General features: G+C 55.5%; 27 protein-coding genes and 1 pseudogene. 17 read left to right on the top strand and 11 right to left on the bottom strand.

Annotated features, from left to right (window positions below):
- Window positions 1–327: hypothetical protein (locus NDI54_RS20065; protein WP_310898145.1), on the bottom strand; the 327-nt coding region annotated here is incomplete at its 3' end.
- Window positions 328–798: 471 nt separating this feature from the next.
- On the opposite strand from NDI54_RS20065, the gene NDI54_RS20070 reads away from it, so the two are divergent.
- Window positions 799–1,062 (top strand): hypothetical protein, encoded by a 264-nt coding sequence (locus NDI54_RS20070; protein WP_310898146.1) that lies wholly within the window; start codon window positions 799–801, stop codon window positions 1,060–1,062.
- A complete protein-coding gene (locus NDI54_RS20075; RefSeq protein ID WP_310898147.1) occupies window positions 1,062–1,772 on the top strand; it encodes a hypothetical protein in 711 nt (236 codons plus the stop codon). The genes NDI54_RS20070 and NDI54_RS20075 overlap by 1 nt, the downstream gene beginning before the upstream one ends.
- A gap of 182 nt (window positions 1,773–1,954) precedes the next feature.
- Here NDI54_RS20075 and NDI54_RS20080 read toward each other — a convergent pair whose 3' ends face one another.
- From NDI54_RS20080 to NDI54_RS20090, 3 genes are all read right to left on the bottom strand, one after another.
- Entirely contained in the window at window positions 1,955–2,371 is a 417-nt protein-coding gene (locus NDI54_RS20080) for a hypothetical protein (RefSeq protein ID WP_310898148.1), read from the bottom strand.
- Entirely contained in the window at window positions 2,368–3,222 is an 855-nt protein-coding gene (locus NDI54_RS20085) for a ParA family protein (RefSeq protein ID WP_310898149.1), read from the bottom strand. Before NDI54_RS20085 ends, NDI54_RS20080 begins: the two co-directional genes overlap by 4 nt.
- Window positions 3,223–3,354: 132 nt before the next feature.
- Entirely contained in the window at window positions 3,355–3,726 is a 372-nt protein-coding gene (locus tag NDI54_RS20090) for a winged helix-turn-helix domain-containing protein (protein ID WP_310898150.1), read from the bottom strand.
- A 792-nt stretch (window positions 3,727–4,518) separates the two neighbouring features.
- Here NDI54_RS20090 and NDI54_RS20095 point away from each other — a divergent pair.
- From NDI54_RS20095 to NDI54_RS20105, 3 genes are all read left to right on the top strand, one after another.
- Window positions 4,519–4,776: a hypothetical protein gene (locus tag NDI54_RS20095; RefSeq protein ID WP_310898151.1), complete on the top strand. Its 258-nt coding sequence runs from the start codon at window positions 4,519–4,521 to the stop codon at window positions 4,774–4,776.
- Window positions 4,777–5,653: 877 nt separating this feature from the next.
- Entirely contained in the window at window positions 5,654–6,097 is a 444-nt protein-coding gene (locus tag NDI54_RS20100) for an HVO_A0114 family putative DNA-binding protein (RefSeq protein WP_310898152.1), read from the top strand.
- Window positions 6,098–6,228: 131 nt separating this feature from the next.
- Window positions 6,229–7,020 carry a hypothetical protein gene (locus NDI54_RS20105; protein WP_310898153.1) on the top strand — a complete coding sequence of 264 codons (792 nt, stop codon included), beginning with the start codon at window positions 6,229–6,231 and terminating at the stop codon, window positions 7,018–7,020.
- A 204-nt stretch (window positions 7,021–7,224) separates the two neighbouring features.
- On the opposite strand, the gene NDI54_RS20110 is transcribed toward NDI54_RS20105, so the two are convergent.
- The 3 genes from NDI54_RS20110 to NDI54_RS20120 form a co-directional block, all read right to left on the bottom strand.
- On the bottom strand, window positions 7,225–7,941 hold the full coding sequence (locus NDI54_RS20110) for a hypothetical protein (protein ID WP_310898154.1): 717 nt from the start codon (window positions 7,939–7,941) through the stop codon (window positions 7,225–7,227).
- A 46-nt stretch (window positions 7,942–7,987) separates the two neighbouring features.
- Complete coding sequence (locus tag NDI54_RS20115; protein ID WP_310898155.1) at window positions 7,988–8,401, bottom strand: amino acid permease; 414 nt, start codon at window positions 8,399–8,401, stop codon at window positions 7,988–7,990.
- Between the two features lie 94 nt (window positions 8,402–8,495).
- Complete coding sequence (locus tag NDI54_RS20120; protein WP_310898156.1) at window positions 8,496–9,191, bottom strand: hypothetical protein; 696 nt, start codon at window positions 9,189–9,191, stop codon at window positions 8,496–8,498.
- 422 nt (window positions 9,192–9,613) lie between these two features.
- On the opposite strand from NDI54_RS20120, the gene NDI54_RS20125 reads away from it, so the two are divergent.
- The 3 genes and pseudogenes from NDI54_RS20125 to NDI54_RS20140 all read left to right on the top strand — a co-directional run.
- Complete coding sequence (locus tag NDI54_RS20125) at window positions 9,614–10,282, top strand: hypothetical protein (protein ID WP_310898157.1); 669 nt, start codon at window positions 9,614–9,616, stop codon at window positions 10,280–10,282.
- Window positions 10,283–10,391: 109 nt separating this feature from the next.
- Window positions 10,392–12,494, top strand: coding sequence for a minichromosome maintenance protein MCM (locus NDI54_RS20135; RefSeq protein WP_406600213.1), 2,103 nt, complete (start codon window positions 10,392–10,394; stop codon window positions 12,492–12,494).
- A 298-nt stretch (window positions 12,495–12,792) separates the two neighbouring features.
- A pseudogene (locus NDI54_RS20140) lies at window positions 12,793–13,074 on the top strand (restriction endonuclease); the annotation flags it as partial.
- Here NDI54_RS20140 and NDI54_RS20145 read toward each other — a convergent pair.
- Window positions 13,071–13,610, bottom strand: a complete 540-nt coding sequence (locus NDI54_RS20145; protein ID WP_310898188.1) for a DUF1643 domain-containing protein — start codon at window positions 13,608–13,610, stop codon at window positions 13,071–13,073. The pseudogene NDI54_RS20140 and the gene NDI54_RS20145 overlap by 4 nt on opposite strands.
- Before the next feature lie 184 nt (window positions 13,611–13,794).
- Here NDI54_RS20145 and NDI54_RS20150 point away from each other — a divergent pair, with 184 nt between their 5' ends.
- Genes NDI54_RS20150 through NDI54_RS20165 form a run of 4 tightly spaced genes read left to right on the top strand, consistent with a single transcriptional unit; the run spans window position 13,795 to window position 16,218 of the window.
- On the top strand, window positions 13,795–14,682 hold the full coding sequence (locus NDI54_RS20150; protein WP_310898159.1) for a hypothetical protein: 888 nt from the start codon (window positions 13,795–13,797) through the stop codon (window positions 14,680–14,682).
- Window positions 14,679–15,251: a hypothetical protein gene (locus tag NDI54_RS20155; protein ID WP_310898160.1), complete on the top strand. Its 573-nt coding sequence runs from the start codon at window positions 14,679–14,681 to the stop codon at window positions 15,249–15,251. The genes NDI54_RS20150 and NDI54_RS20155 overlap by 4 nt, the downstream gene beginning before the upstream one ends.
- Before the next feature lie 13 nt (window positions 15,252–15,264).
- Entirely contained in the window at window positions 15,265–15,705 is a 441-nt protein-coding gene (locus NDI54_RS20160) for a DUF4231 domain-containing protein (protein WP_310898161.1), read from the top strand.
- A gap of 42 nt (window positions 15,706–15,747) precedes the next feature.
- Window positions 15,748–16,218, top strand: a complete 471-nt coding sequence (locus tag NDI54_RS20165; protein WP_310898162.1) for a TIR domain-containing protein — start codon at window positions 15,748–15,750, stop codon at window positions 16,216–16,218.
- Between the two features lie 36 nt (window positions 16,219–16,254).
- On the opposite strand, the gene NDI54_RS20170 is transcribed toward NDI54_RS20165, so the two are convergent.
- From NDI54_RS20170 to NDI54_RS20180, 3 genes are all read right to left on the bottom strand, one after another.
- Window positions 16,255–16,506: a hypothetical protein gene (locus tag NDI54_RS20170; RefSeq protein WP_310898163.1), complete on the bottom strand. Its 252-nt coding sequence runs from the start codon at window positions 16,504–16,506 to the stop codon at window positions 16,255–16,257.
- A complete protein-coding gene (locus tag NDI54_RS20175) occupies window positions 16,503–16,841 on the bottom strand; it encodes a hypothetical protein (RefSeq protein ID WP_310898164.1) in 339 nt (112 codons plus the stop codon). Before NDI54_RS20175 ends, NDI54_RS20170 begins: the two co-directional genes overlap by 4 nt.
- Before the next feature lie 348 nt (window positions 16,842–17,189).
- The gene (locus tag NDI54_RS20180; protein WP_310898165.1) at window positions 17,190–17,687 is read right to left on the bottom strand and encodes an ArsR/SmtB family transcription factor; all 498 of its coding nucleotides are present in this window, start codon (window positions 17,685–17,687) and stop codon (window positions 17,190–17,192) included.
- A gap of 163 nt (window positions 17,688–17,850) precedes the next feature.
- Here NDI54_RS20180 and NDI54_RS20185 point away from each other — a divergent pair, with 163 nt between their 5' ends.
- The 5 genes from NDI54_RS20185 (at window position 17,851) to NDI54_RS20205 (ending at window position 24,462) form a co-directional block, all read left to right on the top strand.
- Window positions 17,851–18,531: a transcriptional regulator gene (locus NDI54_RS20185; RefSeq protein WP_310898166.1), complete on the top strand. Its 681-nt coding sequence runs from the start codon at window positions 17,851–17,853 to the stop codon at window positions 18,529–18,531.
- Window positions 18,528–18,845, top strand: a complete 318-nt coding sequence (locus NDI54_RS20190; RefSeq protein WP_310898167.1) for a PadR family transcriptional regulator — start codon at window positions 18,528–18,530, stop codon at window positions 18,843–18,845. Before NDI54_RS20185 ends, NDI54_RS20190 begins: the two co-directional genes overlap by 4 nt.
- Before the next feature lie 1,096 nt (window positions 18,846–19,941).
- On the top strand, window positions 19,942–20,241 hold the full coding sequence (locus NDI54_RS20195; protein ID WP_310898168.1) for a hypothetical protein: 300 nt from the start codon (window positions 19,942–19,944) through the stop codon (window positions 20,239–20,241).
- Window positions 20,241–20,453, top strand: coding sequence for a hypothetical protein (locus tag NDI54_RS20200; protein ID WP_310898169.1), 213 nt, complete (start codon window positions 20,241–20,243; stop codon window positions 20,451–20,453). Before NDI54_RS20195 ends, NDI54_RS20200 begins: the two co-directional genes overlap by 1 nt.
- A 607-nt stretch (window positions 20,454–21,060) precedes the next feature.
- A complete protein-coding gene (locus NDI54_RS20205) occupies window positions 21,061–24,462 on the top strand; it encodes a DUF5817 domain-containing protein (protein WP_310898170.1) in 3,402 nt (1,133 codons plus the stop codon).
- Window positions 24,463–24,531 lie beyond the last annotated feature (69 nt).

Below are 24,531 nucleotides of genomic sequence, written 5' to 3' on the forward strand. Positions count from 1 at the left end.
TGCCGCCGCAGCGGCTTGTTCTTCCTTAGAGGGATTCGATTGAGACACGATCGCTGCCCATGTTATTTGTGTATCGTGTAGATCCTCTAGAAGTGCTGATGCTCGGTTTTCTCGTCCTTCAGGTGTTAACGAGCTGTATTTGATGATAGAGGAGGACTTGTGCTTGAACGGCTGTAAGTCGTTTTCGATGAGATTCCTAACTAAGTCGATATCTGCTTCCCTGCTACAACGTGTTGCAACCGTAACGTAGTATCCCGACCCACTATCTCCAGACTCATCAATACCTATCACATTATCTGCATTAATTGTCTCCCCCTCTGAGTCCATAATAGTGACCGACCGTAGTCCCGGGGGCATAGCGATATACTCTGTTAATTCTATCTCTGTTTAATATATAATACAAGTGGTCTCGCAACAGGAGTCCCTGTCTTGGCCAACTGCTATCGAACTATTCTAAGAACAGTAGTAGGCAGGGTGCGTGTTGTTTGGCGAAGCAAGTGCATGCCTCCTGACAGGGCTGGCTGTCATCCGCTCATTCTGATGCAAATCTATCTCAGTATTCGAATATATGGCCGGTCTCAGAATCGGGCGGTAGCGGCTTCGAGCTGCTGACTCCCAATTGCGCCCCCTGCACGCGCGGGTATTAATTGAACTGGAGGGGGGAGGGGATGGATGACTGCATTTCTTGCCGCTATTTCGCTGGTGCTTACTCGCCCCGTTTTCGCCGAAACACTCTAGGAAATCCGGCTAGTCATCTTGACATATACGGCTATGACTGGCCCCGATTCACAGACCCCGATGCACGAGTGTCGGGCCGACCTCGTCGCTGCACTCGACCTGGATGAGTTCTCGGCGGACGCCTATACGTCGGCATCGTATCTCGAAGCGTCCCTCGAGGCTGGCTTCGACGTCACCGATCTTGCGATAGCGCATGACGTTTCGAAGCGGACAATCTATCGGGTGCTGGACCGCCACGATATCGACTACGAAACGCCGCCGAAGAACGGCCCTGCCCGCCGGCTCTGGAGCGCCCATCCCGACACGGTGCCCGGTGATGACTGATGGGCGCGACTGACGCAGATGCGACCGTCGACGCTGGCGTGGCCCCGGCGCTTGTTGACACAATCCAGCACATCGAGGACGGTGATGTCCTCGTCGTCAACGGCGACTCGAGAACCTGGGATGTCTCCGATGTCGTCGACCGGTCCATTGAGGACCCGAACGACGCTCGCGAGTCCAAGCGCGTATGCCGACTGTCCTGCGGGGCGTCGGTGTTCGGTCTGGAACTCGTCGCGTATCCAGACCGCTACACGGCGTCGCTCCATGTGCTTGCGACCGAAGACTGGACTGAGGACGGCCAGGTGTTCGATGTCCACGACGTCGAGATACTCACCCAGCAAGTTCCGTGGGTGGTCGTGACTGGAGGAGGAGACCGATATCATTTCCCGGACCCACAGGCAGCTGCGTTCGGTGAAGCACAGCCGGCCTGTGGCGGCGGCAACCCTGGGGCCACGTACCGCGTTGTCCGCTCTAACACCGTCCGTCCCACATACTCGGGCTGCAAGGACTGTCTGCGCCACGAGAAACCCGTTGCGCTCGAGTCAGTCACGTGCCCGTCGTGTTCCAAAGCGATCTGTCACGGGACCTTTCAGGGCGGTGCAGTGGGTGCCGTCGACGGACTGTCGATCACGTGTCCACGGTGTGGCTTCGACGGTGTGGTCGACATCGACGTGGACAGCGGCGTCGTCGGTGTGGACGATTCAACGACGTAACCCACGGTGACTGCTGACTCGCAGCCGTTGAACCGGTAAACTCTATGTTGCTATATCGAATATCTGTAGACTAGAGACAGATTGCATATCTGGATACAAAATCTAGATACAATATACAGATACACGATATGTGGGCCTGCACGCACATACAGATGACTGATCCGTGATGTAGAAACGGCGACTCAGAACTGTGTCTCTTGCCGCTCGGTGAAGGTTTCGTAGCCGTCTTCGCCGGCCTCAATAAGATCTGGTCGGACCTCCGCAAGTCCTGCCCGGACAAGCAGCCCAAGTACTGAACCGCGACTCTCCGAGTCGGTGGCATCTCTGTCGAGGTACTCGCGAACATCGGCCCCGACAGCATCGAGTTGCCCAGCCTCGTCGAGGCCACGGATCAACGCTGCGAGGTTCCGATCTCGCATGGTGAGGTTCGTCGGTACTTCGCCAGCATCGAGTTCTTCGTAGACGTCGGCGATGTACTCCTCCAACGATGGGCCGTCGGGCTCAGTGTCTTGTTGCTGTGGCTCGCTCTGGTGCCGTTTCTGCTCTTTCGATTGTTTGAGTAGCTCCTCTGGGTCGCGGTCGTCTGTGGTGTCACTCATCGGTCTGTGAGTTGGGTCAGCAGTTGCTCAGTGTTCGCACTGTACGCCTCACGGGCTCGCTTCCCGGTCGCATAGAGTTCGTCGTCAGGGACGGCGAAGAGCGTCCGGCCCGCGTTCTGGTTATTTCCGATGTCAGCAGTCTTCGTGACGGGTTCGCCGACGATTTCCGGATACTCCTCGGTCACATACTCGACGAACGACTCTGAGAGGGTCTCCTGACTACTGATTATCGTCGGGATGATCAACGCCAGGCCGAGGTCGACGTTGAGGTCCGCACTGATTTCCTCCAGCGTCGCATCCAGTTTCTGGAGTTGGTCACGCTCGAAGGCTCCGGGCTTCAGCGGAGCGACGACGTTCCGAGCAGCGAAGAGGCCGTTGAGTGCGATGTTGTCCTCCTTGCCTGGGAGGTCGAAGATAACGAGGTCGTATTGTTCGGCGACGAGGTCCTCGACGAAGCCATCGAGTTTCTGGTAGCGCTCTTCGAGTGGGACGTTCGCGAGGTTGTTGTCCGCGCCACCCAGACCCGGGTCAGCTGGGATGAGGTCCGGTCCCTCGTCGGTCGGGAATGTCATTCGGTCCAGAAGGTCATCGATGTTGTCTCGGAGGAACGCCCAGTCATCACCGAAGACAGCCGAGATCGGGGCGTCGATTGAGACGCCGTTGTCGGCCGTCTCTTCGTCGACGATGGAGAGGCCGAAGTGCGTCGCGAGGTCGTTCTGCGTCCCGGCGAGGTCGACCAGGAGCACCTCGTGGCCCATGTTCTGTGCGGCAACGGCGATGTGGGCGGCGCTGGTTGTCTTCCCAACGCCTCCCTTTTCGACGTATGTTGCCGCCCGTTGTACTGATGCCATATACAGATACTGTATACATATCGGCGATACAAATAACTGCGTCAGACACTCACCGACTAGGGACAAACTCAGCTACCGAATTGTAGAGTAATTCGTCGAGGAGTTGGAATTTGTGATTAAACAGCCGTAAAATCACTCGGGGGTAATTTTAACTTCGTCGTTGCACCACTGGTTCAGGAATATACTCTCCAGTTCTGCGATTTTTTCGACTGCTTCATTCTCTGTGTTGATTTGGTACAGGGTACTCCCACCCATTTCGCGAGTCTGCGTGACCACACCCAATTCAACAAGGTCATCCAAGTGCTCATAGATCGCACTTCGACTCACTCCCGAGAGTCTAGAGATATCACTGATATTGATATCTCTTTCTGCCTCACTCAGTAGTGCAGCGATAATCTTGACCTTCGGGGTATCTCCAAATGCCCACGTAAGGGGAGTATCCTCTGCATATGCTTCTTCGCTGTCAGGGTCTTGATTTGGTGACTGGTTGGCTTCTGTCTTCATAATGGACGTTCCTCTGTTGGGTCCAGAATGGCGCTGGGTGACTGGAGTGTAAAGGTTTCGCGCCTATTTCTGGCCGCGGGGGCGTACTTGAGCCCGCTCAGCTGGTCGTCGCATGCTCTACCTCAATGTGGCACCGGTCTTGCCCACTGCCTGTCCTGTGGGGTGTTCTATCGGTTCGCTGTATGGTTTTCGAGTGGGAATCCTGCGATCATCGCTTCCGTGCAGCTTGCACAGGCATTTTCGTAGCTTGGCACGCGCACTCGAAAAATATGAGTGGAAGCCGTGGATTACACGATTTCACTCATACTCCGGCCGTATGTCTAGGTACCATGAGGCTAGCAGCTAAGTCTGATTATCGGCACGGTAGGCTTTTATCCTACCGTCGACCTAATCAGCCGCAGCCACGCGTATTATCCTCTTTATCGCAATATCTGGTTGACCAGAATATTGCAAGAGGTAACTTCGTCCTTTAAGTTTCATTGTTGGATGCGTTGAGCCGCGAGACTTAGCTGCTCGGTAGAGGAGGCTCATCTGATCCCACTGCGGGAGACACAGGGGATCGCTGCCCTCGGTGGGGCACTTCGCATATTGGTCAATGGTCCAAGTCGACATAAATGTTTTGCTAACGGATAGAATTGTCTGAACTTTATACAAGGTAGCAGCTATCAGATACAGTGGTGTTGTCTCTGGCAACACTTATTTGTATCTCCAATGCGTTTACTCGCATGGTGACTGGATATTTCAAATACATTAGAAGGGGTTAGTAACCACAATGACCCCACAGCCATTGGTGTGAAGCTCGCACAGAAGGCGCTGAGAAAGAGGATCGTGGGTTCTCGGAAAGTATCAGTCCAGACAGCAGTGGGATGGCTGCCTTCGGACGAACAGGGTGACGGGAAGCAAGTGATTGATGTCATGTGTACCGATCCATCTCTGCCATTCGAACGCTACGGCGGTGGTGGTCGTGACAATATACGCCTCACTTCCTGTGAAGATGCGATTGAATTCATAAAACAGTACGACGGCTCACTACCGTTCGGATTCGACTAGTCACCTCGCATGCCTGTTATATTGTCTCTCGTTCGCAGCGCTGAAGGGAGGCAAAGTAGGTAACACAGGCAGGTTATTCTGTAACTGAATGTTCCCGTAGCTTATGCGGTTTTTCGACATCTGGAGCCGTATCCTTGGCAACTATGTATGGGTCCAACCCCAACATTGATTATTGTGGGGGTTGTACCCCAACATGCCCGCCCGGGCAAGAATATGTCGGCGGTAAACAATACGTACGAGACTCCGGGTGGCAGCCTGATAGAAATCACACACACTGACGCGACAGATGATGAGGAAATCCCACACAACCGAGCATACGAGTGCACCCTTACAGGGCCGGGAGGGCGTGAACTCCTATATGCGACGAACAAAGGAGGCGTGTCTTACCGGTATGATGCAAGCGTTAGCGACGCTGTTGACTTGGACTCGACACCTCGCCAGTCGTGGCGGGAACACCTTGCCCAGTTCCTTGATGTGGTGGAGGAACTGGACGACTCTGTCGGCTAGTACTACGCGGATACAGCCGGTCACTGGTCAGGTTGCCCCCATCTGTACCGTGCCTGAAGAGAGCGAGCCACACTCTCTTCACGGCTCAACTGCCGGGCGGGGAAAAGAGGTGATAACACATGGAAAACAACGGTATAACCTACGGCGCCGACGAGTAGACGATCGTGCTCGACAGACTTGGGGAGCAGCCCACTCGACTCCGACGCGCGGAGCATCGCGGTTGGGACAAGGGCTGTTCATTCCCACGCCAGTCGATAAGCCTGCATCGCTCCCCGGACTAAGTGAGAGTGGATCTCTCTCGCTTTGTCCGGTGAATCATGCTACTGTGCAGCCAACTGAACCAACGAAACTATACTGGAACCTATCAACGATGACCCCTCACGAACTCGGTTCGAAGGAGGCTGCTGAGTCCGTACTTCGGATCGAAGCAAAGCCGTGGGAGTCGTTCAAGGATGATGTCCTTACGACTGCCGCGGCCGTCAGCGAAGGGGATGATCCAGGTCCTGATACGGTGAGTTTCAGCGATCCAGAACGGATTGCACGTATTCTCACCGGGACACGTCTTGAATTGCTCAAGGCGGTGATGGAAGAGGAACCTGAGAGTATGCGAGCCCTCTCGCGGCTCGTCGATCGCAACCCCAAGGAAGTGAACGAGGATGTCCATCTCTTCGAGGAGTATGGCATCATCTCGCTCAAACAGGATGGCCGCGCCAAACGGCCGGTCGTCCCCTACGACCGAATCGAGTTTGCAGTGACACTCGAACTAGACGACTCCAGCGAGTCAGGCGACGACGAACGACTCGCTGTGCCATAACACTTTATTTCCCGCCCGCGGCGGTAGTTGATGAATAAGTGAGTATGTGCAGTATAGACATAGATGGGGGACTCATCGCAATTCTCGGACTAGGTGTATTGATACCTGTTGTAGTCGTTTTGGGATTTTTTATGCTCCCACTCTGGTCCATTCATTTCTACACGCTGATTGATGTTATTGGGGCAATTGCCCCACCGCTGGTATCGCTAGTTTTAGCGTATCTCTATCTACAGTTGCGGGACATATCTTCAGACCAGCGAGATATTGACCAAACGCAAAGAGACATCCAACGGCAGCAGCAGCAGCTATTGGAACTAGCACAGCTACCGCAACTTATCGTCGACTCGTGGCAGATTGACGATGATCAAATCGAGTTTGAAATATCGAATGTCGGTGACGGCGCTGCATACAACATCGGATACGTACTTGAAGCGATTCCATTTGAGATAACGAACCCTCCTATCCAGACAGAATCGAATCCGACATTCGATTTTGATCGAATGCTACCATTTGCTCGAGCTGATGATGATATCAGCCAGCATAAGAATACGCTTGAAGCAGGAAAAACTGGTACGTTTACCGAAACAGCCTGTCTAACCTTCGAACAAGGGGAGACGTACCGCCCGTTTACCAGTGGGAGTACTGATCTCGAGTATCCAGAAGCAGAGTGTTATGTCAATCTTCGCCTCTGGCTCACATACAACGATGCAGTTCATGATGAACTGCAATCACAGCCAGTCATCGATATTAGTCTAAAGCGTGAGCAGGTTGAGGGTCAGAGTTTCGAGGAGGCAATGTGCGCTGAACCGGTTGGCGACACTCGCTACGGAGACGGCAGTCGTATGGTTTTGCCTGACAACGTCGATGAGAGCCGACTCCAGCGATTCCGGCGATCTGGACGGACAACAACCTACATAGAGTGAACGGCTAAACCGGAGCTAACCTCAATCTGTTCTCATCGAGACATCCAAGCGAATGTTGAGACAGTGGAGAGTCCAAACATAACGACGAATAAAACGCCAAGTAGGATATCTGTCGATGGGTTATATAATTGTGCGAGCGCGATAATCATACCTAGTAGCTTCGCAACCACTAGGTTGTTTTTCGCGATTAGTTCGTTCTGTGTGCTATTCATCGTCCTCCTTCCCGTCAGCAATGTCAACAAGCGCATCGCCGAGTGTCACGCTCTCCTCTGAGGACTCGGTTGCTTCTTCAACACCAGTAAATAAGTCTGAGTCAGGTTCCTCAGATTTTATTTCTGATTGATTTTCGGAGACTGTTGCGTCACGGACCGTTGCATCACGTTCGGTTCGAGTCCGTTCGGCGGTTGCTTCCTCGGTTTCAGTGAATAGACCTCTTGCAATTGCTGCAGCGGGACTCTGTTCTGGCCCTCGTTCGCTCTCGGTCTCCTTCACGACATCTGCGAGAAGTTTGTCAATCTCGTTGATTGGCTCCCCCCGCTTCGATTTCTCGATGAAATGATTGACAATTTCTTGGTTCTGAGCGAGCATATCTTGCTCACTCAGGCTTTTGATGATGTCAACGATCTCGTCAGTCATATCTGCCTCATCGACAGCCTCGAGTACGCCGACAACAGTGGCCCGGGTTCGCTCAACCCGCTCATGCGTTTCGACTTCCTGCGCGTTTAGCTCTTCTGCTGACACATCGAGATTCTCCGCAGCAAGATTATTGATAAACTCGTCCCAGCTTGCTGCATCACTTTCTTTCTTCAGCGGCTCTAGCTGATCTTTCGTCGATTCCTTTAATCCGACTGTGGTATTCCGGTCTGACATCACTACTTGATTGTTGAGGCTATAAATCCCTGAATCTACCCCTGTAACCATGTTATGGGTCGTTATAACCGGCGGTGTGTATCCATATTTACAGCGATTAACTCAATAGCCAGAGCACAACGACTACGACGGTCGCGAAAGCGAGAATCGGAAGCAGGTACTGACGGAACAGGGCTACCGGTGCGAGGAGCGTCGCCCGAAATGTATGATAGACACGCCGTGCCGTCGCCGTGAGGCCAGATCCACTCGCCTCCTTGTGAGCCGGCAGTGTATCGTGCTGGCTGGCCTCGACCGTGCCATCGACGGCCACGTCAGGACTGGACTCAAACTCGGGATCAGGCGTTGTTCCGTAGGTTTGGGTTTCTGTGTCGTCCAGTGCATCCGGGCCTGTTGATGAACTGGACTGGAGATCGGATTCGGCGACAGGCTCGAAAGTAGTTGCAGTGCACTCACGGCACTCATCGGGATTCTGTGTATGAACCGTTCCACACCGGGTGCACATCCAGAACATCAGGTGCTGTATCGAGAGTCCTGTAGAAAATACCTTGGGGGTGCAGCTACCGTTTGCATCGACATCGGGGAGTATAGCAGAGCCCGGCTGTTATTCAGCTCATCAGTTTCGGCGAGGTGTGCGGCAGCACCTCGTCGTGGATGAACCGTGTGAACTCGATGGTGTCCATATCTTTGGGATCGTAGATCGCGATCCAACCACTCTCCGACAGAACGAGCTTCAGGAGCCGGCCGTCGTACTTCAGATTTGTCAGGCCCAGCTGACTGTTCTCGTTGCTGTGGATGAACTCCGCCAGATCGGGCTCGCTGTCGATGTCGCCATAGGCTGCACCGCTATCGATCGGGCCGTCGCTCGCTCGGAACCAACCCATCCATGGGTCGGCGTTGGGGTGTGCCGCTGCAAACGACTCAAGGTCGACCTGGGCGCGGTGAATCGTCGCATCGGTCGCCGTCTCCATGAGTCGGTCTGCGAAGTCGTCTTGAGTACTCTCAGTGACGAGGAACTCTCCGGGCACATGGGCGAACTCCGTCGCCTGCGGAACGACGTCGGTCTCTTCACGGTCGACCTCAACGCCACCGTCGGTACGGATACGCGTTGTCTTGATCTCGGCCGTTGATTCTTCGGCGATGCGACCATGCGCAACCTGCTGGCCGCCCAGCATGGTTTGTTGCCAGTCGACGTCGACGGTCGCGAGCAACTCGTGACCGTCTTCGGTCCGCTTCTTCGGGAACTGTGCGTCGTCGATGTCGTGACCGCTGTCAGTGACGACAGCGATACCGCCTCGTTTCATAGTGGTAGGGTCAACTGCGAGTGTCTGTGCCTGCAGCCTGACCCCGGGAGAGAGCCCCCACCCCGGCAATCGGAACGCTCTAGTGGAGGCCGGTGCTATCCTCTCCCACGGGTCAGCACGCGAGGCCCGCAATGCAGTACCACGACGCGGACACCCGCACCAGCCGAGCTGGTCCTGGCAGACATCCTCGGCTGGACGCAGTGTCCGGTCGGGGAACCATTCCTCTGGTACCGACCACACAGCACCTGGTGTGTTCGGCGCGGTTGTCATCCGTATCGTACGTTCTCCACATGGGCACCCATATTGAAAAAACGACATTATTGGGCCAGCTGTAATTCGGTATAGTCAGCTGTACCGTGGTCCTAGTGTTTTATTGCCGGGTAAGATATGCCTAGAGCTAGGTGTAAATTGGCGATTCAGGTATGAGTGACACCGAATCCACGCCACCGGCACAGAAGGTGACGAAAGACGAGATTATCGCAGCGATAAATCAGATCTGCGAGAAGCGAGGTCAGCCGGTGGTCCGGCTTGGAGATATCGCTGATGTGGATTCAATTGATGTCGGGAAGCAAGCGATCAAGAAGCACCTTGATGAACTTCAGGAGATGGGGCGGGTGAACTTCCTCGAGTACGGCCAAGCTGGCGTTTGGTGGACTCCAGAGGGAGTTGACACTGATTCAGAAATTGATGGTGTAATTGATTGGGACGCTGTTGATGCAGATGAGATCCCTCTTGATATTCTTGCTGAGTTTCCAGAGTTCCAAGAACAGACCTACTGGGAGGGCGCGAGAGATACGTGGGGAACTGTGAGCGTCGGGGCGTTCTTTCTGGTATTTGTCACAGCTCTGGTCGAGATATTCAGACAGAACACGCCGGTACAGTTAGGTCCCAATGCGCAGGAGTTCATTTCTATAGTCGCTGTCGGCGGTTTCAGTGTCGCCCTTCTCAGCCTCGGGCTTGTCTTCGCAATGCGCGCGATGCAATGGCTGGAAGTACAGGGAATCCTTGAGGTACCACGTCAGGGCTATCGGACTGTGAAGCACAGTGCTGTTCGAGCAATCCAAGACCGGCTTCCAGATCTTGACAGCTGATGACTTCAGGCCCTGTCACGAACCGCTCCATTTCAGAAACCCAGTTCTTCGGCTTTACTTTCACTCCCCTTCACGCATTTTCATAAGCCAGTCCTGATTTTATGATAACATGGCAACAGCCGGTAACACTGAGTTAGTCGATCGGTTTGATGAGTTCTACCGGAACTACTACCGGAATGAGATTGGAGAACTCGCGCAGAACTATCCAGACGACCAGAGGTCACTCTACATCGACTGGCAAGACCTCTATCGGTTTGATCCAGATCTGGCGGATGACCTTCGAACTAAACCTGACCAACTGAGAGAATACGCTGAGGAGGCTCTCCGACTCTATGATTTACCCGTCGATATTTCGCTTGGACAGGCCCACGTTCGGGTCACAAACCTGCCTGATATCACGCGGATTAGTGAGGTTCGTGTGGAACACCATGGCAACCTTGTCTCGGTTCCGGGAACAATCCGGTCGAGTTCGCCTATTATTTCCTATCCGGTCGAAGCAGCGTTTGAGTGCCAGCGCTGTGGGACGCTAACCCGAATTCCGCAGACAACGACGACGATTGACCGATCGCTGTCCGAGCCACACGAATGTCAGGGCTGTGAACGAACGGGTCCGTTCCGACTTAATCACGAGCAGAGCCAGTACGTTGATATCCGTCAATTCCGGATTGAGTCGAATCTAATCGACGAAACGACCGAGACACCCGAAAGTATCGTTGCACGTGTAGAGGACGATATCGTCGAAGCCGCTCAGCCCGGGGATACTGTCCGTGTGACTGGTGTGATGGAGCTTGCAGGATTCGGGGACGACAGCCCAGAGTTGGACGCGACGGTCAACGACAAGTATATTGAAGTCTCCAGCATCGAGGACTTCGAAGCCGGCGACTTACTGGATATCTCCTCGAGCGAGAAGCAGGCAATTCGTGACATCGCGAACAGTGCGGATCCATATCAGCAACTTATCGATAGTATCGCCCCCCACGTGCCGTACAACGAGCAAATAAAACTCGCAATTGTACTTCAGCTGTTTGGCGGCGTTAAGAAACAATTGCCTGATGGAAGTATTATTCCGGGCACCATCCATCTTGGGATTGCTTCCGATCCTGGGACGTTTACCCCCGAAATCATCGACTATGCTTCTCGGGTGGCCCCGAAAAGCGTGCGTGTGAACGGCAACGATACGACACAGGTCGGACTTACAACCGCCGCGTACAAATCGACTGGCGGCGCAAAAAACTGGGAACTCGATGCTGGCGCGCTGGTCCTCGCCGACGATGGAATTGCGTGTCTCTCTCGAACCGACCAGCTCGGGCAAGATGCACAGGCCGCACTGGAATCGGTGATGCGCGACCAGGAAGTGAAAGCAAGCAAAGGGACTGCCACACAGACCCTCCCTGCCGAAACAGCTGTCTTGGCGGCATTGCAGCCCAAATACGGCCGTTTCGACAAGTACGAACCCATCGGCGAGCAAATAGGCCTTAGCCCGGAGCTTGTGACACAGTGTGACTTGCTGTTCACGATGACTGATCGCCCCGACTCCGACGGCGACGCCGACCTGGCTGACCACGTCCTCGCGGCCAACCGTGCTGGTGAGCTACAAGCTCGCGACAACCATCCTGTTGCTGACGTTGATGGAGACGCACTGGCGGCGGCGTCCGATGAAATCGCACCGCCGATTGAACCGGAACTACTCCGGAAATATATCACCACTGCCCGTCGGAACTGCGTCCCGACGCTGAGTGATGCAGCAAAAGACACGATCGAGGACTTCTACGTTGAGATGCGTGAGCAGTCGGACGCAGAGGATGCGCCGATCCCCGTGACGGCTCGGAAGCTCGAGTCGCTCGTCCGACTTGCGGAAGCCAGTGCCCGCGTTCGATTTTCGGATACCGTGACCCAAGCGGACGCTGATCGCGTCACCGATTTAGTTCGCTTTTCGCTACGCACTATCGGGGTTGATCCCGAGACTGGTGAGTTCGATGCCGATGTTGTGGAGTCAGGCACCTCGAAGAGCCAGCGCGACCGCATCCAGAATATCAAGGGCATCATCGCGGACATCGAGGACGAGTACGACGGGGGCGCACCAATTGACGTCGTCGTTGAGCGCGCTGAGGAGGTCGGTATCAACGAGTCTAAGGTCAAACACGAGATTGACAAGCTGAAACAGAAAGGCGAGGTGTGGGAGCCACGGACAGACCATCTCATGGCAACTTAATGCGCATTTGATGACGGTGTTGTACAGAGTGATCCAATTCTCTACCTTCCCCTAGAATTCATACATGCTATATTTGCGCCTTGTGTCTTGCACGACAATTTGAATATTTATCGTATCTGGTAGAATTCACAGTGATCCGTTCGCACACTCACTGAGCGAGTATTTCTGGTGAGGTTGTGAGAGATAAACGCCGGACAGAAACCAATCGGTTCTCCGCTAACCAACAGTCGTGCGTGTTTGCCAACTATCGTTGGTTAGCGTATTTCGCTACACCGTCGCCTCGACGTGCTGGTATTCAGCCGGCGGCTTCACTGGCTCCCGTGAGACGGCGACAAAGACGAATTCGCTGGTAGATCGGCTTCGGAAGCTGACGTTGCCCGCCGTCGACGACGTTCGCGATGGCCTGGCGAGTTACATGGAGACGGTAGAGCGAGCTGACGAATTGGAAGTGAAGATCGAGCGAACCGACGAGCTGATCGATGAGATCGTCTACGAGCTGTATGGGCTGACCGACGAGGAAATCGAGATTGTTGAGGAAGCGATTGGGGGTGAACGTGTTGCTCGACAACTTCAACTCTAGTTGTCGCGCAGCATTTCAGCATTCCAGGACTCCAATTCGGTATCGGTTGGTTGATAAAGAGGGTGAGATGGATGTCCATCTTTCGTAGTATCTAAAGCATACAAATCTACATCTAGTTTCTTTGCAACTTCCAACCCTCGATTATGTAGCGTCCCATTAGCTCCCCATGCCGCCACTACCAGTTCAGCAGTTTCAGCCACTTTCTGTAGGTATTCATCGTTCTGATCACTCACTGGGTTAGGATGATCTTGAAGATTGTCAGGATTCGTAGCGCATAGATCGAATAGATTGACCACTTCAATTGAACCATATCCCCAATCTTTTGCGAAGCCAATACACCGGCGTAGAGTTGGATCGTCCTCGTTTTCGTTTGCGGTGCTAGGGTTAAGCATGATGAATGCGACCGTTGGTTTTCTCACATCCCAGACACGCCATAGTCGATGCCGATACTCCCTGCTTTTATCGAACTCGGCACCACGTCTGTTATCCTTAGAAACTGTCGGACTTCCTGACCTGTCAAGTGAATTTTTATTCATGAGTGCAGGTGACTCTACTACCCTTGTTGCCCCCGCTAGTGAAATATCCACTGGCTTCTTCGGATCTTATCGGCTTTTCGCCAAACTGGGAACTTTGAGTAATTCATATACGATGCTCTTACGGATCCTATCGAAATTGAATATGCAGAAATAATTTATATTTAGAACATAGCTAGCAGTCTAGATGCAATTTGATACCAGTTCTGAAATTGATTATGCGCCACCCAATGATCCATGGCAATCACATGACCCATCTGAGTACGCTGATAGCTATTTGACTCTCTATTATTCAGAAGACGAGATTAGCAAGTATCCAGTGAGAGAGGTGACAAGAGTCAACGATAACAAGAGTGATCCTAATCTGGAGACCATGAGCTATGGGCTTTGTTCTACTTGCACTCGCGGTATTCGATCTGGGTTGGTAAAGAATAGTAGGCCATATCTTTTCTTTTGTACCCAGTATAACGGTGAACGACATCTCGCTGGGTACTACCACATCGGGTGGTACTCAAAGGGGAAACCATTGTTTACAAACTATAGCAATGGGGCAATTCAAGATGACTATCGGTTGGTTGCGGATGAAATGAAATGGCTATATCCTCCAATCAAATTTGAGACTATCGCGGACCAAACCGACGTTGATGAGATACAAAGCGGTTTCCGTAAAAAGCTCATTTCTGCTGAACAGACCGACGAACTCCTTAGATTGTTCAGGGATCGAGAGGACTACTCGGAAGAGTATATTAATGAAATTCGGCGACTTGAGCGTATTAATAGGCGCTACCATGAATTCAGGTATCCCACCTGGGAGCGTAACCAGCTATTTGACTGGGAATCTGTACAAGAATATGTCCGTATGTCTGCTGCACAGGGTGATGAAGAAATAAAAGCAACCATTGAACAGAAAGTGGATGATTTGAACGTTGACCTAGACCTTGCATCTTCTGAGGATACATCAAATTGGTATTGTTTAGTCTGCGACCATGAGTTTCAGAATGAAGCCCCTCTAAAATTATGTCCTAAATGTAATAATGGTGGAGGGATTATTTCATCTGAAGCGATTAATCCATGAGTTCACCTGAAAACCTCCTTGAATTTCAAAAACGGCAGTTAGACCACGATCAACAGTATCATCAGGATATTTATACTCTCCCCTATCCTGAGAGGATGAATCACTACGTTCTTCATTTCTCCAAGTATGTCGGCCGACTCTCTCGCGACTACACAGACGAAATGCGACAAGAGCAGCTAGAGAAAACCCTAGCTGACAGCACTATTGTTGTATTTGCTGCTGCGAACACTCTAAATCTTGATCTAGAGACTGAATTAGAGGAGATGTTTGGAGTCGAGGCTACAAGCATTGAGGAGTGGGGACAGGAGCTTAACCCAGCTGATGACTCCATGGATAGCGAAGAGGTGCAGGATTGGTTGTTGAACCGAATGGCGACGCCGACTGGCCGAATGTCCAACGCAATGGAATCACTAGATCATATGGAGCCTATGAACGTCCGCAATATTCTCGAAGAAGAAACTGTCGAGATTCTGTCAGGACTGCTAATAGCAATGGATAACCTCAATATCGATCTCGGTTCAATTCTTGATGAGAGATGGAAAAAAATTGAAGAAGAATCTATATTGTAGAGAATAATCGACAATGGCGCAAAAATTCTCTGAATTCTATGATGAGTTCTATGAGCCTCAGTTCGAATGGTACGATAATAAGGCGATTCGAAATAAGCGGCGCCATCGGGTAATTAAGATCTCTCAGATTGTTCTGGCAGCAACTCTTCCAGTGTCTGTTTCACTATTTCCCGTGACACAGAGTTCTATCTGGCAATATACAATAATTATAGTCTCAGTACTACTAATTATTATTGAATCGCTTGAATCCTTCCTCAACTATCAGAAGAAATGGATGAATTACCGCACAACGGCTGAAGGGCTCAGACGAGAGGATCAGATGTTCAAGACTCGGACGGGGCTATATGAAGATGCAGATGACCCAGAGAAAGAGTTTATTGAGCGAGTTCTGGCGTTGACCAGCCAGGAGAACCGGTATTGGGAAATTACCACACGAAAAGCACAAGAGTCCTGAACTTTTGTTATCATTTAGACCGTCAGGAGATATCAATTAATAATGCCCACGCGACGAGTGTTCATCAGCTACGAAGGTAGTGACCGCAAGAAAGCTAAGGGATTCCGTCTTCTTAGGTGGAATAAGAATGTGGATGTCGAGTTCCAAGACAGACATCTCTTGGACCCCGTCGATAGCACGAATGACAGCTATATCCGTAGTTGCATTCGTGATCAGATCAGTGGCACTTCTACCACGGTTGTTCTCGTCGGTGAAAATACTAAAAACAGTGATTGGGTAGACTATGAAATAAGACGTTCAATCAGAGACGGGAACGGGCTTGTCGCTATCAAATTAAATGATGACATTTCTGATGAAGATGTCCCAGATAGGCTAAAAGAAAACGGAGCAGAAATAGTTGACTGGAATCCTGATGAGTTCGATGATGCGATTGAGCGTGCGGCAAGTCAACGCAGTAAAGTTGGGAACTCCACGGTAAGAGGTAGTACTGGGGCTGGATGTGGACGCTCATGATGATCGGTGAAGCAGTTCCAACCCTCTCGTAACCAGTTACACTGTCGCTGCCACGTGCTGATACTCGGCTTGTGACGGCGTCGGCTGTAACGTCAACCCGGCGAGCGCCAGCTCCCTGAGCACTTCGGGAGGCACCCCATCAGCATCCCGAAGCACGGCGTCGAGCGTCCATGCACCGTATTGACTCGCACTCGGCGCAAGCACGTCGACGGACTCAGTAGCCACTTCCTCCTGAATCGCCCTCGCGGCTCGCCGAACCCGCCGCCGCTTCTCCACAGTGCAACTCATACGTCCATCACCCGGACGGCCTGGTCGACCAGCGACTCGCCCAGCCGAACCTCGGACCAGCCACAACACTCAGACGCCCACGCGGCAACCCACGCTCGCGGCGTCGTCGCACCATACAGCTCACCGTCGTACGTCGTCGGTTCAAGGACACCCTCCTCAGCCAGTTCCGCGAGATCGTGAACCTCCAGGATCTCGTCAGCGTCGCAAATGAACACGCGATGGTCGGTCACTGCACCGGCAAAGCGGTGTTCGTGACCGTTGGTATCAGTCCCGATGAGAGTGGTCCCATACGGGAGGTCGGTACGTTCTTGTGGATTGGATTGCGTAGTTGCCATTGGTTCTCGACGGAACCACGCGCCTCGGTGCTCCAACACCGGGGCGATTTCGTAAGAAATCGACCAGCGACGCGTGTGTTCCTACTTGTACTGTTGGGCTAGACAAACAAAAAACTATTGCCCTAGAAAAACAACTATCGAATGAGACAAGATGTCTGCCCGAGGCCCAGAGCGGAAAGTCAGTGATAAAGAACTACTCGAATGCTTTGAAGATGTAGAGAAACCGTTTGTAACTACCTCAGACATTGCCACGCGGGTTGGACTATCTAAAACTCGAATCCGACAGCGTTTGCAATCAATGGGCCCTGAAGTTCGAATAGAACGTCATAAAGTAGGAAATGCAGTTGTCTACTGGTTGCCTGACGAGAACTCTGGATCTAACTGAGCTCGCCCGTCATCCGTTATCCAATATACCCGGGCACGCCCCACACGTTCTGATTCGACCCACCCGTTTTCCTCCATATCTTTTAGCTTATTGCTGACTGCCGTATTACTAATCTCCAGCCGTTCAGCGAGATCTTTAGGTGCCTGAACCGGTGGATAAGCTAGCCTAATTTCTTTCAAAACGTCGATTTTGGTGACCGTTGGGTCTGGTCCGGGCTTAGACACTTTGAGAGCATTTTGGTCGGTTCGGACATAGTAATGTCTCTCTACAAGTGTTCTTCTAGAGCAAGTATTATGGGTGTCGGGTGTAACATCACGAAATAAGCGACGCCTACTCTCGCACACAGCGTCGCACTGAACCCATGACAACCGGCAAGCCCATCCACGAAGAGTCGCATCACTCGCCACCAACCCGCACTTCCGTTCATTCGGAAACCACCAGACGGCGGTACTTCCGCTCACTTCCGTTCACTTTCCGTTCATCGCCTGATCGGCCCACGAACACGCCACAGCGGGCCAGAGACGAAAATCGGACGCCTAAAATCCACTTCCGTTCACGCGCGCCCCAGGCTCTTCCCATGTCACCTCCCAGCTGTGGCCAGATGCATATCACGGGAGGCAACCAATGACCGCCTGGCACACCTGCACTGCCCTCCAGCGAGATCTCCTGAAAGCGATTGCCGACCACGACCACTACGACCGCGAGGCCACCGCCGACGCCCTCCAGATCGCCGTCGAAATCCGACGCGAAGCCACCCTCGACGATGCTCGCGTCACAGACGCCCTCGACACCCTCGAAGACGACGACCTTGTCACCACCACCGACGGGACCTACGCCCTGACCGACCGCGGCCAGGACGCCATCACCCAGGCCGCCCGCTCGCTGGCTATCGTCACCGGCCACGACCTGGTCGTCACCGACGGCGGCACCACCATCCCCTCACACACGGCAGCGGCCAGCAAACTCGACACCGTCCTGCAGGCCGCCGAACCTGCCCTCGCCGACGACGAACTCGAACTGCTGGACGCTGTCAGCACCTACCTCCGGAACACGGACGGCTTCGTCGTGCAGACCCACGCCGAGCCCGAGATCCGCAGCCACGCGCTCGATGTAATCGCCACCAGCGAAGACGGCGAGGGCGCACCCGCCGGCGACGTACTGAACACGCTCGCCCGGGAGTACGGAGCCAAGCGGGCGATGACGGCGCTGCTGGATTTGCTTGTGCAGGGCGACTGTTACCAGCCACAGCCAGCGACGCTCCGGCGAGTCGACAACGATACCGACGAGATGGGAGGCGACCGATGACGACCTACCACGAACTGACGGGCTTCCAGCGCGACCTCCTGGAAGCCATCGCCGCCGTCGACGACGATCCCTACGGCCTCGCACTCAAGGACTACCTCGACGAGCGCTACGCCGACCCCATCAACCACAGCCGCCTGTACCAGAATCTCGACCAGCTCGTCGACAAGGGCCTCATCAACCGCGACGAGCTTGACACCCGCACCAACGTGTATACGCTGACTGACGCTGGCACACAACTCCTCCAGCGCCAAGCAGAAACACTTGCAGGCCTGTGTGATCAGCCCCGGCCCGTCGCCGATGGGGGTGTGCAGTAATGGCGCACCGACCCGCACAGCGCCGTCGCTCAGTGGGCAAAACTGGGGACACAGCCGGCCGGTGTTGTCAGAGGCACGCAATCACTGGGCAAGTGATGACCGACTGGTACCCTACCAAAATAGACACAGAACTCGTAGATAACCGTTGCTGTCAGGGATATCATGACAGGCCAATCCGTGGAACAGTCCGCCGCCGCCCGCGACGGCGGACTGCTTCGCGTGCCTCTGACAATTTCCCAGTACAAAGTGGACAACTTTGTGCTGGCATTGTCAGATTAGTTAGCCATCATAATTGTAATTTTCGCTACGCGTGTGGAACTGAATACATCGCGTGGTACCCCGAAAACTGGGGTCCGGGCCCGAAACAACCGATAGGATGGGTGGTGTCTCCGGGAGCAGACAGGGCACGGATCCCATGTGGAGCCGATACAGGAGTGTATAAAAGCGCTTGTGATATCCAGTCGCAGTCTGTCGGTTTCTCACGCTATCTCAACTCACTCAACCCACACAAGCAGCAATCCGAGATTGGGACACTGACACAACTCCGGGCGTCCGAGCAGCAGAATGGTGGGCAGCCGGGGGAAATCGGCATGCCTCGCACCACCCAAGGTCGCCGTCACCGGCGACAGGTCCTGCACCCAACACATTCGATAGGACAACTGGCTATCAGGGGAACATGGAGCGGGGGACAGAACCTACCCGACTGGTATCCAGTTGGTATTAAAAGTAGTTGCGATGTCGCTCCGCTTTCTGTCGGTTCCAGTATCACTGCCAGTTCCAGCGGAATTCCTCACACCCGGAGCATGAACACGGGGCTCTCACATGCACGGCAGCAAAGGAATGAGGGCAATGGTGGGCAGCCACGGGGAAGTGGCGTGCAACGCACCATCGGAAGTCGTCATCCACGACGACAGGTTCTGGACCCAGGCTACTCGATGAATCCGGGGTGGATTAGGGGGAGATGGAGCGGGAACCAGAACCCGTTTGCTCGGTATGTATTTGGTAACCAAAATCTCTGTGATATCGCTTCACGGCGACTCGATCCTCCGACTACACCCCAGCTGTCAGCGTACTCACGCTCCCGGGAGGTGGGTCGATGACGCTCCAGCCCACCGCCGGCGAGATCGTCGCCATCACGACCACCGATAGTGAGCCGCTGTTGCTGGTCTATCGCTCAAACGATGACCACGTCACGGGCGTATTGCTGGCAGACCTCGCAACAGAAACGCTCCATCGCCTGCGGGCGTCCGAACGCAACACAGCCACACGCCGGCAGCTGGCTCAGGCCATCGGTCGGACTGACGACCTCATGTCGTTCACCGTTCCGCTCACAGATTGTGCACTGGTTGAACGCGATAGCAGCTGTCCTGAGCCATTCGAGGGAGGGGATCGGTGATGGCTACGACCGACGCCCCCACCACGACGGAGACCGACACAGCGCCCACACAGGCCCACCTGTGGCGACTCCGCTACATGGTCGGCGATCTCGAACACTACACCGAGTGGACGGGCGACTTCCCCACCATCGAGAACTACTACGACCAGTACCGCCGCGGTGACTACGCACATGACGTTGTCATCGAGCGCCGGGCGGTGGTCGAAGGATGACCGGCCCCGCCGACCACTACGGCGTCGCCCGTGCCGGCACGACCGCCGCTATCTGCCGGTTCCACGGTCTCACTGGTAATTCAGGAACCCGTCATATCGCGGGGAATCCGGCCGCTGTGGACCGTTCAGTTGAGTGCCAGAACCGCAAGACGTGCGTCAGACGCAGTGTCAATTTGGGCGGGGGTTTTAATACGGGAGCGAATGTCACATCCCTGTATCAAGCAAGGACATACCCACCACTAATCGAAGTGGGTCGCAGGAAGACGGGGGCGGCGATTCGCCCCCGAGGCATGATCACCTCATTCTTCCTGCGCACCCATCATAAGCATTTCCCCACAGTCAGAGTCATCTCTGCGCAGTCGTGGGGCATCACAGCAGGCCGGAGAGCCGTGAGAACGTCGTAAGCGCAGCGAATGGCAGCACCCCTCCCCCTTATCGACGGGTCCCCGGACTCGACAGGACGCCTGGCGGTCGACCCGCCCGCCCTGCCGCCGACCGGCAGGACGCATACCACCAGCCCACGCTGTGGAGCGCCACAGCAGCGTGACTCACGTCGCGTTGCTGGGCGATACTCCAGCAGTGAACACAGGCAGGGAGGCGAGCGCCGATGACCTACGCTGTCGTCGGCTGTTCGGACTGCCAGACGCTGTGGCTCCTCGACGAAACGGCCGGTGACTCGACGACGACGTGCCCGACCTGTGGCACGCAACACGGTCGTGAATCACTCCGCACGCTTGCAGCGGCCGAGGACTGCGCGGTGGCGAACCAGCAGCGGAGTGCCCTGCTTGCTGAGCGAGCCGGCGCTGCCGACGCCGATCTCAACCCCTACTGGGAGCAGGCGATGCGGGCGGACGACCCCATCGTCGACGACCGCTCGTACCTCGATGGGCTCGGGCTCGATCCCGCCCTCGTCGCGACGCTGACCAACGAAAGCGACACAGACGAGTCATCCACGCCCTCTGCGTCGACACAACCCCCGGGGTCTGGGCCCGATATCGAGGTGCCCGTCGCTGATCGGCCACAGCTTCGTGGTGGCGCTGCTGCCGAATCGCGTACGCCCGGCGTGTCGCTCGTCGAGGCGGACGGCCAGCTCGGGATCGCCGGGCGGACCTATCGCGACGTGAGCCCGCGGACGTCCGAGTGGCTGGCCGATGTCGTCAGTGATCTCATTCCGTCGACGGCACGGCTCGTCCAGGACCTCGCTCGCGAGCGGTACGACTTCGACTATCGCGATCCCGACGTCGAGGCCGGGGCTGTCGCGACGTTCACCCACGAGGAGCTCGTCGACAGTGTCGCCCAGCTCAACGCCGTCTCAGCCGACGCCGGGACCATCGAGGAGGCACGGGCGTATCTCGATGCCATCGGCCGCTACGCGCTGTTGTGGGCCGACGACGTCTATCGTGTGCGCCGAGGGTTCCAGGGCACCGAGCAGTTCGAACGCATCCAGCGAACGCTCGAAACGACGGGCACCAGCCAGGGCCAGTTCAACGCCGGCGTCGACGCCCTCCGCCATTCGCTGGCAGCGCTGCACGCAGAGCGGGCTGTCCCGCCTGCACTGACGTTCGTCCTTGACGGGGAGCAGTGGACGGCCGCCGACCGGGACACGATCAAGCGGGCACTGGCGGCGTTTGACGCGCTCGCAGCTGGCTTCGACATCCGGCTGTGGATGTCTCCAGGTATCCGCCAGCGGGTTCGCCGACTCACTCGCAATGCACTAGAGACAGAGACCCCGCCAGCGTGGGCTGAGCGCTTCGCGTTCCTTACTGCGGCCGGGCAGACGTCCCGCCGTGATGGGGACGTCGACGCCGACCCAGACGGCACCCAGCTGGACGACGAAGCGTGGGCATGGGTCGAGACCAACCGCTCTCAGACAGGGGCCTTGACTGTCCTGGCGCATCTCGATGCCGACGCCGAGCGGTCGGTCCGTGCGATCAAGCGAGACGACGCGATCGACTATGCAGACGGCAGTATCGACCGCTACGTGTCGTTCCTCGAAGCCGAGGACATCATCACAGTGGACCGCTCACACGCCTCGAATCAGGTCTCGCTGACCGCTCTCGGCGAAGCAGCACAGCAGTACGTCGACCGGGCGGGCAACGCTGTCCACCCGTCCCAATCCCGGCTGTCGGGGGCGTCTTACGGACACCCCTCACGGTCTCGTAAGTGTAGTGTATCTGCCCAGAAGCGCGACCGGTACCCCCCCGCCGAACGGTGGCTTGCCGCGACTGGCTCCGCATCTGAGTCCGGCTATGTCCAGTGGCTCGGCGACCGCACTGGGCCTCGCGAGGTCGAACCGCCGGTGCTTCACCGCCGGTTTTCCGCCGCAAAACGCGTTGACGGCGTCACCTTCGCCGACGGGGACATCCTCGACTGGACGGACGACGATGACGCACCCGATGGCGACGGTCGCGTGTCCTACATCTCGACGTTCGATGACGAAGCGCTCGTCATCCTGCAGTGGGGCGGCCCCGTCGTAACACTGGGACGTCTGTGTGGGGCCTTATTCAGCAATCGGATGCTCAGTAAGGTTTTAAATACGGATACACTGGGCGAACAATGGAACCGAGCCCACGACGGCGTCGAGACGTTCGAAAACGACCTCCACGATGTCCTCGTCCGGGCCAAGCAAATCGGCTGGCTGAGCGAAGACGAACTCAAACATCTGGATACCTGGCGCGAACGGATCGGCGCAGTGCGGTCCAGGCTGTTGTCACAACTCGGCGACTTCGACGATATCGATTCCGGCCTGCAGGCCCAGCTGATGCGTGACCTCCACGGGCTGCTTTGCAGCGCGATGAACGTCTACGACGCCGCCGGCCTCGACGTGACGATCAACGTCCGACTGCCCGATCCCGATGCTCTCCGGCGTAACGAAAATCAATACGAGAAGTTCCTCGATTTCGCTCGCTACACGGTCACCAAACAGGCCGGCTATCGCGACGACTACGGCGTCCACAGCTGGTATCGGATGTGCATCGAGGACCGCCCACAGAAGCTCCGGGCCCGGTCCGAATACGATATCGACGACGCCGATCCCGTTGCCGATCTGCTGGCGTCGTGGATCTTCACGGGCCCTGGCGTCTCCGACCTCTTGCCCGACGTCCAAGAGGCTGTCGACGAGGAAGCAACTCGCCTTCGCGAGCGCGTCGACGCCGGCGTCGAAGACGCCGCGATTCTCGATATTCCGATGGTGGAAGCCAATTCCCACGGCCATATCCGGGGGCTCGTCCGGGAGGTTGCCGACCGCAAAGGGTTCTATGACGGCAATCGCGCGGATCTCGACCGACTTACCCGCTGTCTGGAAGCAGCGCTCGCGACGACCGGCCGTGGCCCGGACCCCTGCCTCGTGGCAGATGCCCTCGACAGCCTCGAATCGCGTGACAGCGTGTCCGACCGGCTCGACGTCGAGGCCATTGAGACCGCGCTGGCCACGCTCCCTAGCGAGGCGATCTTCCCAACGCTCCCGCCGGCAGCCCGACGGATGCTCTCGGCACTGTTCGCGAGCAGCGAGCCACTCGACCGGCAGGACCTCATCGAGATTACCTCAACGAGTTCCTACGACCGCCATCACAAGACGCTGCGGGCGTTCTTCCTCGTGGAAGATACCGGTGAGGGCTTCGTCGCACACCTGGAGCCGTGGTGGGCGTCGACGTCGCCGATTAGCGACCCGTATCATGAGGACACTTCGTACCCTGGGTCACCGGCTGGCCACCCGTCGCACGTCCTGCTGGGCCCGGTCTATGACACCGGACTACTGGATATCCCGCCGGATGAATACGCCGAGCTCGGATATCTCGACTACCAGGAGCTTCTCGACGAGCTGGGACTCTCTCGATGGCGACCCATTCTGGAGGCGTTCTGTAGCGATTGCCACGAGGCAACTGCCCCATCGCATTCTGCGGGCTCAGAGCTATCTTACTCGGACCACTCTGGGGTTCGAATCGGGCCGCCGTCGGTAAATCAGGACACTGCTCAGGCATCGATTACCCAGACTGTCGCCGACGACTGAACGACTATTTCTCATTGAATGGCTATATTGACCTCCACAAGCAGTGATACGTTTCAGCGGCCGTGCTGA

Source organism: Haloarcula terrestris (assembly GCF_031624315.1).
GTDB classification, from domain to species: Archaea; Halobacteriota; Halobacteria; order Halobacteriales; family Haloarculaceae; genus Haloarcula; species Haloarcula terrestris.

Coding starts and splice junctions, on each gene's coding strand:
- NDI54_RS20165 (WP_310898162.1), top strand. CDS start 15,748: ATGCCCACGCGACGAGTGTTCATCAGCTACGAAGGTAGTGACCGCAAG.
- NDI54_RS20135 (WP_406600213.1), top strand. CDS start 10,392: ATGGCAACAGCCGGTAACACTGAGTTAGTCGATCGGTTTGATGAGTTC.
- NDI54_RS20105 (WP_310898153.1), top strand. CDS start 6,229: ATGCTCCCACTCTGGTCCATTCATTTCTACACGCTGATTGATGTTATT.
- NDI54_RS20120 (WP_310898156.1), bottom strand. CDS start 9,191: ATGAAACGAGGCGGTATCGCTGTCGTCACTGACAGCGGTCACGACATC.
- NDI54_RS20110 (WP_310898154.1), bottom strand. CDS start 7,941: ATGGTTACAGGGGTAGATTCAGGGATTTATAGCCTCAACAATCAAGTA.
- NDI54_RS20090 (WP_310898150.1), bottom strand. CDS start 3,726: ATGAAGACAGAAGCCAACCAGTCACCAAATCAAGACCCTGACAGCGAA.
- NDI54_RS20175 (WP_310898164.1), bottom strand. CDS start 16,841: ATGGCAACTACGCAATCCAATCCACAAGAACGTACCGACCTCCCGTAT.
- NDI54_RS20160 (WP_310898161.1), top strand. CDS start 15,265: ATGGCGCAAAAATTCTCTGAATTCTATGATGAGTTCTATGAGCCTCAG.
- NDI54_RS20150 (WP_310898159.1), top strand. CDS start 13,795: ATGCAATTTGATACCAGTTCTGAAATTGATTATGCGCCACCCAATGAT.
- NDI54_RS20100 (WP_310898152.1), top strand. CDS start 5,654: ATGACCCCTCACGAACTCGGTTCGAAGGAGGCTGCTGAGTCCGTACTT.
- NDI54_RS20070 (WP_310898146.1), top strand. CDS start 799: ATGCACGAGTGTCGGGCCGACCTCGTCGCTGCACTCGACCTGGATGAG.
- NDI54_RS20075 (WP_310898147.1), top strand. CDS start 1,062: ATGGGCGCGACTGACGCAGATGCGACCGTCGACGCTGGCGTGGCCCCG.
- NDI54_RS20115 (WP_310898155.1), bottom strand. CDS start 8,401: ATGTTCTGGATGTGCACCCGGTGTGGAACGGTTCATACACAGAATCCC.
- NDI54_RS20155 (WP_310898160.1), top strand. CDS start 14,679: ATGAGTTCACCTGAAAACCTCCTTGAATTTCAAAAACGGCAGTTAGAC.
- NDI54_RS20085 (WP_310898149.1), bottom strand. CDS start 3,222: ATGGCATCAGTACAACGGGCGGCAACATACGTCGAAAAGGGAGGCGTT.
- NDI54_RS20145 (WP_310898188.1), bottom strand. CDS start 13,610: ATGAATAAAAATTCACTTGACAGGTCAGGAAGTCCGACAGTTTCTAAG.
- NDI54_RS20200 (WP_310898169.1), top strand. CDS start 20,241: ATGGCTACGACCGACGCCCCCACCACGACGGAGACCGACACAGCGCCC.
- NDI54_RS20125 (WP_310898157.1), top strand. CDS start 9,614: ATGAGTGACACCGAATCCACGCCACCGGCACAGAAGGTGACGAAAGAC.
- NDI54_RS20190 (WP_310898167.1), top strand. CDS start 18,528: ATGACGACCTACCACGAACTGACGGGCTTCCAGCGCGACCTCCTGGAA.
- NDI54_RS20080 (WP_310898148.1), bottom strand. CDS start 2,371: ATGAGTGACACCACAGACGACCGCGACCCAGAGGAGCTACTCAAACAA.
- NDI54_RS20195 (WP_310898168.1), top strand. CDS start 19,942: ATGACGCTCCAGCCCACCGCCGGCGAGATCGTCGCCATCACGACCACC.
- NDI54_RS20185 (WP_310898166.1), top strand. CDS start 17,851: ATGACCGCCTGGCACACCTGCACTGCCCTCCAGCGAGATCTCCTGAAA.
- NDI54_RS20170 (WP_310898163.1), bottom strand. CDS start 16,506: ATGAGTTGCACTGTGGAGAAGCGGCGGCGGGTTCGGCGAGCCGCGAGG.
- NDI54_RS20205 (WP_310898170.1), top strand. CDS start 21,061: ATGACCTACGCTGTCGTCGGCTGTTCGGACTGCCAGACGCTGTGGCTC.